Origin of the sequence: Cupriavidus sp. YAF13 (assembly GCF_052113425.1) — a bacterium.
Classification (GTDB): Bacteria; Pseudomonadota; Gammaproteobacteria; order Burkholderiales; family Burkholderiaceae; genus Cupriavidus.
The window spans coordinates 1-5403 of record NZ_JBFRDD010000116.1 but is presented as its reverse complement, the minus strand read 5'-3'; the positions used below and the strand labels follow the sequence as shown (position 1 = coordinate 5403).

Genomic DNA, 5403 nt, shown 5'->3' with positions numbered 1-5403 from the left:
TTCCCGGTGGCGCTCGACGGCAGCGGCGAGATCGGCACGGCCATCCGCACGGTCAAGGAGCAACTGCGCGCGGTGCCCGGCGAAGGCATCGGCTTCGGCCTGCTGCGCCGCTGGGGCACGCCGGCCCAGCAGTCGGCGCTGGCGGCGGTCCCGAAGCCCGAGGTGGTGTTCAACTACCTGGGCCAGTTCGATGCAAGCTTTGCCCAAGGTGCCGCATGGCGGCCGGCCGAAGAGGGGGCGCAGGCGGCGGGAGGCACCCAGGACCCCGCCGCTCCGCTGTCGCATCCGCTGTCGGTCAGCGGGCAAGTGCTTGGCGGCGAACTGCAATTGACGCTGGCGTTCAGCCAGAACCGGCATCGCACGGCCACCATCGAGCGCCTGGCCGGAGCGTTGCGGGCCGAACTGGAAGCCGTCGTACGCCACTGCACCTCCGGCGCCGTCGGCCTCACGCCTTCCGATTTTCCGCTGGCTGGCCTGACGCAGGCCCGGCTCGACGCACTATGCCTCGATGCCGCGCGCGTGCAGGACCTGTATCCGTTGTCCCCGATGCAGTCGGGCATGCTGTTCCATAGCGTCTTCGCCCCCGAAGGCAGCGCGTATACGAACCAGTTGCGTGTCGATATCGACGGTCTCGATCCGGCCCGCTTTGTCGCAGCATGGCAGGCCGTGCTGGCGCGCCACGACAGCCTGCGCTGCGGTTTCCTGCATCGCGGCGACCAGCCGCTGCAATGGGTGGCGAAGGACGTCGCCTTGCCCGTGATCGAGGCGGACTTCACGGGGCGCGCCGCCGAGGACGTGGATCGGCTGGCGGCCGAGCAGCTCGCACAGCGCTTCGACCTGCAACAGCCGCCGCTGATGCGCGTCGCGCTGCTGCGCACGGGGCCGGATCGCCATCATCTGGTCTGGACCGTCCATCATCTGCTGCTCGACGGCTGGAGCACCGCGCATTTGCTGGGCGAGGTGCTGCGCCACTACGCGGGCGAAGCGCTGCCGGCTGCCGGACATCGCTTTGCCGACTACATCGGCTGGCTGCAGTCGCGTGACCGGGATGCCAGCGAGACGTTCTGGAAGGCGCAACTGCAGTCGCTGGAAACGCCAACGCGCCTGCTGGATGCACTGCCAGCGGTCACGTCCGGGGATGGCCATACCGAGCAGCATCATCACCTCGACGCCGACGCAACGGCCGCGCTGGCCGCGTTTACCCGCGCGCAGAAGGTGACGTTCAACACGCTGGTGCAGGCGGCATGGCTGCTGGTGCTGCAACGCTGCACCGCGCAGCCCAGCGTGGCGTTTGGCGCCACCGTGTCCGGCCGCCCCGCCGATCTGCCGGCCGCCCAGCAGATGCTGGGGCTGTTCATCAACACGCTGCCGGTGGTGGCCACGCCCTCGCCGCGCCAGAGCGTGGGCGACTGGCTGCGTGAGGTCCAGGCGCTGAACCTTGCCACGCGCGAGCACGAACACGCGCCGCTCTATGACATCCAGCGCTGGGCCGGCCACGGCGGGCAGACGCTGTTCGATTCGATCGTGGTCTTCGAGAACTACCCGGTCGATGCCGCGCTGCACCGCGCGCCGGGCGGGCTGGCGTTCGCGAACATCACCAACCGCGCGGAAACCAATTACGCGCTGACGCTGGTGCTGGCCCAGACCGATACGCTGCGCCTGACCTGCCGCTTTGACCGCGCCCGTCTGGCGGAAGCCCAGGCCGAAACGCTGGCGCAGGCGCTGCTGGCCACGATGCGTGCCATGGCGGCCGATGCGGCGCAGCCACTGGGGCAGATCGGCCTGATCGACGCGACGCGTCTGCGGACGTCGCCTTCCTCGGCGTTCGTCGGCAGCTATCAGCCCGTCCATCGGCGCTTCGAGGCCCATGCCCTCGATACGCCCGACGCCACGGCGCTCGTCGCCGACGGCCAGGCGCTGAGTTATGGCGAACTCAACCGGCGCGCCAACGCGCTGGCGCGGCAGTTGATCGCGCGCGGCGTGGGGCCGGATGTGCCCGTGGGCGTGCTGGCCGAGCGGTCCGTGGAAATGGTCGTCGCGCTGCTGGCGATCCTGAAGGCTGGCGGCGCCTATGTGCCATTCGATCCCGAGTATCCGACCGACCGCCTGGCCTATATGGTCGAGGACAGCCGCGTGGCGCTGTTGCTGACGCAGCGCCACGAGGCCCTGCTGGCCGCACCGGCCTCGGTGTCCATGCTGGACCTGACGCAGCCCGCGCTCTACATCGGCGACGCCGCAGGCACGACGCCGAACCCAGAGCGGACGCCACATCCGGCGCATCTGGCCTATGTGATCTACACCTCCGGCTCGACCGGGCGGCCCAAGGGCGTGGGGATTTCCCACAGCGCGCTGGCCCACTATCTCGATGGCGTGCTGGCGCAACTGGCATTGCCGCGCGGGCTGCGCATGGCGATGGTATCGACACCGGCGGCGGACCTCGGGCATACGGTGCTGTTTGGCGCGCTGGCCAGCGGCGCTGCGCTGCATCTGCCCGAACGCCGTTGCGTGTTCGATGCGGCTGCTTTCGCGCGCTATATGGCCGAGCACCGCATCGACGTGCTCAAGATCGTCCCGAGCCATCTGCGCGCGCTGCTGGACGGCGCGGCGGCGGCCGGCACCGCGCCGGCAGACGTGCTGCCGGCCCACACGCTGGTGCTCGGCGGCGAAGCCACCGACTCCGCGCTGCGCGCCCGCATTCATGAAGCGCGTCCCGCCTGCCGGCTGGTCAACCACTACGGGCCCACAGAAACCACCGTCGGCGTCCTCGTGCACGTGGCCGGCACGGCGCCGCAGCCCGGAACCGGCCTGCCGCTGGGGCAGCCGCTGGCCGGCACCGTGGCCCATGTGCTGGACGGCGCGCTGGCGCCATTGCCCGACGGCGTGGCCGGCGAGCTGTATCTGGGCGGACCGGCGCTGGCACGCGGCTACCTTGGCCGCGCCGCGCTGACGGCCGACCGCTTCGTTCCGGACCCGTTCTCGGCGCATGGTGGCCGTCTCTACCGCACAGGGGATCGTGTGCGGCGCCAGGCGGACGGCGTTTTCGAATACCTCGGCCGGATCGACGATCAGGTCAAGATCCGTGGCTTCCGCGTGGAACCCTGCGAAGTGGCGGCGCAACTGGCCGCGCTGCCGGGCGTCCGGCAAGCCGCCGTGGTGGCCGACGCGACGCCAACGGGCATGCAACTGGCCGGCTATGCCGTGCCGGAGGACGGCCGGCGAACCGATCCCGCCGAACTGCGGCGCGCGCTGGCCGCCGTGCTGCCCGGCAATATGGTGCCGGCCACGATCGTTTGGCTCGACGCGCTGCCACTGACCGCCAACGGCAAGCTGGATCGCCGCGCGCTGCCAAAGGCCGACGCCCCCGTTGCCGTTGCCGCAGAACCGCCGCAGGGCGATCTCGAAACGCGGCTGGCCGCGATCTGGCAGGACCTGCTCGGCGTGCCCACGGTGGGCCGCCACGACAACTTCTTCGCCCTGGGCGGCCATTCGCTGCTGGCCGTCCAGCTTCTGTCCCGCATTCAAGGCGAACTCGGCATCGATGCGCCGCTTGCGCTGCTGTTTGGCGCCGGCACGCTGGCCGAACTGGCTGCCGCGCTGCCCGCGCAGCATCGCCATGCCGACGAAGCCGCCCTGCTGGAGCTGGAGGCGTTTGCCAATACCCTGGAGTCAGTCTGAATGATCGAAGCCAATACCGCGGCCCGGCTGGCCGCGCGCTTTGCCACGCTGGCGCCGGCCCAGCGCCGTGCGTTCCTCGACAAGATGGCCGAGCAAGGCATGGCCTTCTCGCAATTGCCGATCCCCGCGCTGCCGCGCCCGGACGCGTCGGCGGACCACGGCGCGCCGTTGTCCTACGCGCAACAGCGCCAATGGTTCCTGCATCGTTTCGAGCCCGATAGCGCCGCGTACCACATCAGCAGCGGCGTGGAACTGCGCGGGGCGCTGGACGTGGACGCACTGGCGGCGGCCTTCGCAATGCTCGCACGCCGCCACGAAGCGCTGCGGACGAGCTTTGTCGCCGACGCGGCCGGCCATGCGCGGCAGCTTGTGCGCCCGGAAGTGGGGATCGCGTTGCCGGTGACGGACCTGTCGGCGAACCCGGACGCCGCCGACGTGCACGCGGCCGCCATCGCCGAAGCGCCGTTCGACCTGGGCGTTGCGCCGCTGCTGCGCGTGCATCTGCTGAAACTTGGGCACCAATCGCATCGGCTGGTACTGGTGATGCACCATATCGTCTCCGACGGCTGGTCGATGCAATTGCTAATCGACGAACTGGGGGCGGCCTACCGCGCGCGCGTTGCCGATCAGCCGCTGGCGCTGCCGGCGCCCCAGATCGGCTACACCGACTATGCGGCGTGGCAGCGCAACTGGTTGGAAGCTGGCGAGCGGGAACGGCAGCTGAACTGGTGGCGCGATGCGCTGGCCGGCGCGCCCACGGTACTCGCGCTGCCGACCGACCGCCCCCGCCCCGCCACGGCGGCCTATCTGGCGCAGCGCTGCGAGATCGACATCCCCGATGCGCTGGCGCAAGCCCTGCGCGAGCGCGCGCAGGCGCAAGGCGGCACGCTGTTCATGGCGCTGCTGGCGGGCTTTCACGCGCTGCTCTACCGCTACACCGGCCGCCGCGACATCTGCGTGGGCGTGCCTGTGGCGGGCCGTAACCGCATCGAGACCGAGCGGGTGGTGGGGCTCTTCGTCAACACGCAGATCGTGCGCGGCCAGATCGATGGCCGCCGGCCGCTTTCCGCGCTGCTTGGCGATATCCGCGAAGCGGTGCTGGGCGCGCAGGCGCATCAGGACCTGCCGTTCGAGCAACTGGTGGATGCGTTGCAGCCCGAGCGCAGCATGAGCTATCACCCGCTGTTTCAGGTGGTGCACAACCATCGGCGCGGTGACCGCGCGGGCCGGCTCTCGCTGCCCGGTCTGGAACTCGAAAGCGCGCCCGTGGGCGAGCGCGCGACAGCGCTGGAATTGACGCTCGATACGCGCGAGGACTCCGCGGGCCAGATTCACGCGTGCTTCCACTACGCTGCCGAACTGTTCGACGTGGCGACCGCACAGCGGCTGGCGCGCCACTATCTGCGACTGCTGCAGCAGCTTGCCGACGCGCCGGACTGCGCGCTGGATACGGTCGAATTGCTCGACGCCGCCGAGYGGGACAGCCTGCTTGCGCTGGGCCAGGGCGAAGTGCCCGCCGATGCCTGCATGCCGGTCCACGCGCAGATCGCCCGCCACGCGCTGGCGCAGCCGCAGGCCATTGCCGTGACCTGTGGCGAGCAGACGCTGCGTTATGGCGAACTGCTGGCGCGTGCCGATCGTCTGGCCGCCGTGCTTCATGCACGCGGCATCGGCGCCGAGGATCGTGTGGGCATCGCCCTGTCCCGCTCGCTCGACATCATCGTCACG

At 70.4% G+C, this 5403-nt stretch carries 2 protein-coding genes; both read left to right on the top strand.

What is annotated here, in order from left to right:
• On the top strand, positions 1–3675 hold a 3675-nt coding region (locus tag AB4061_RS40135; protein ID WP_441641595.1), incomplete at its 5' end, for an amino acid adenylation domain-containing protein.
• On the top strand, positions 3676–5403 hold a 1728-nt coding region (locus AB4061_RS40130; RefSeq protein WP_441641594.1), incomplete at its 3' end, for a condensation domain-containing protein.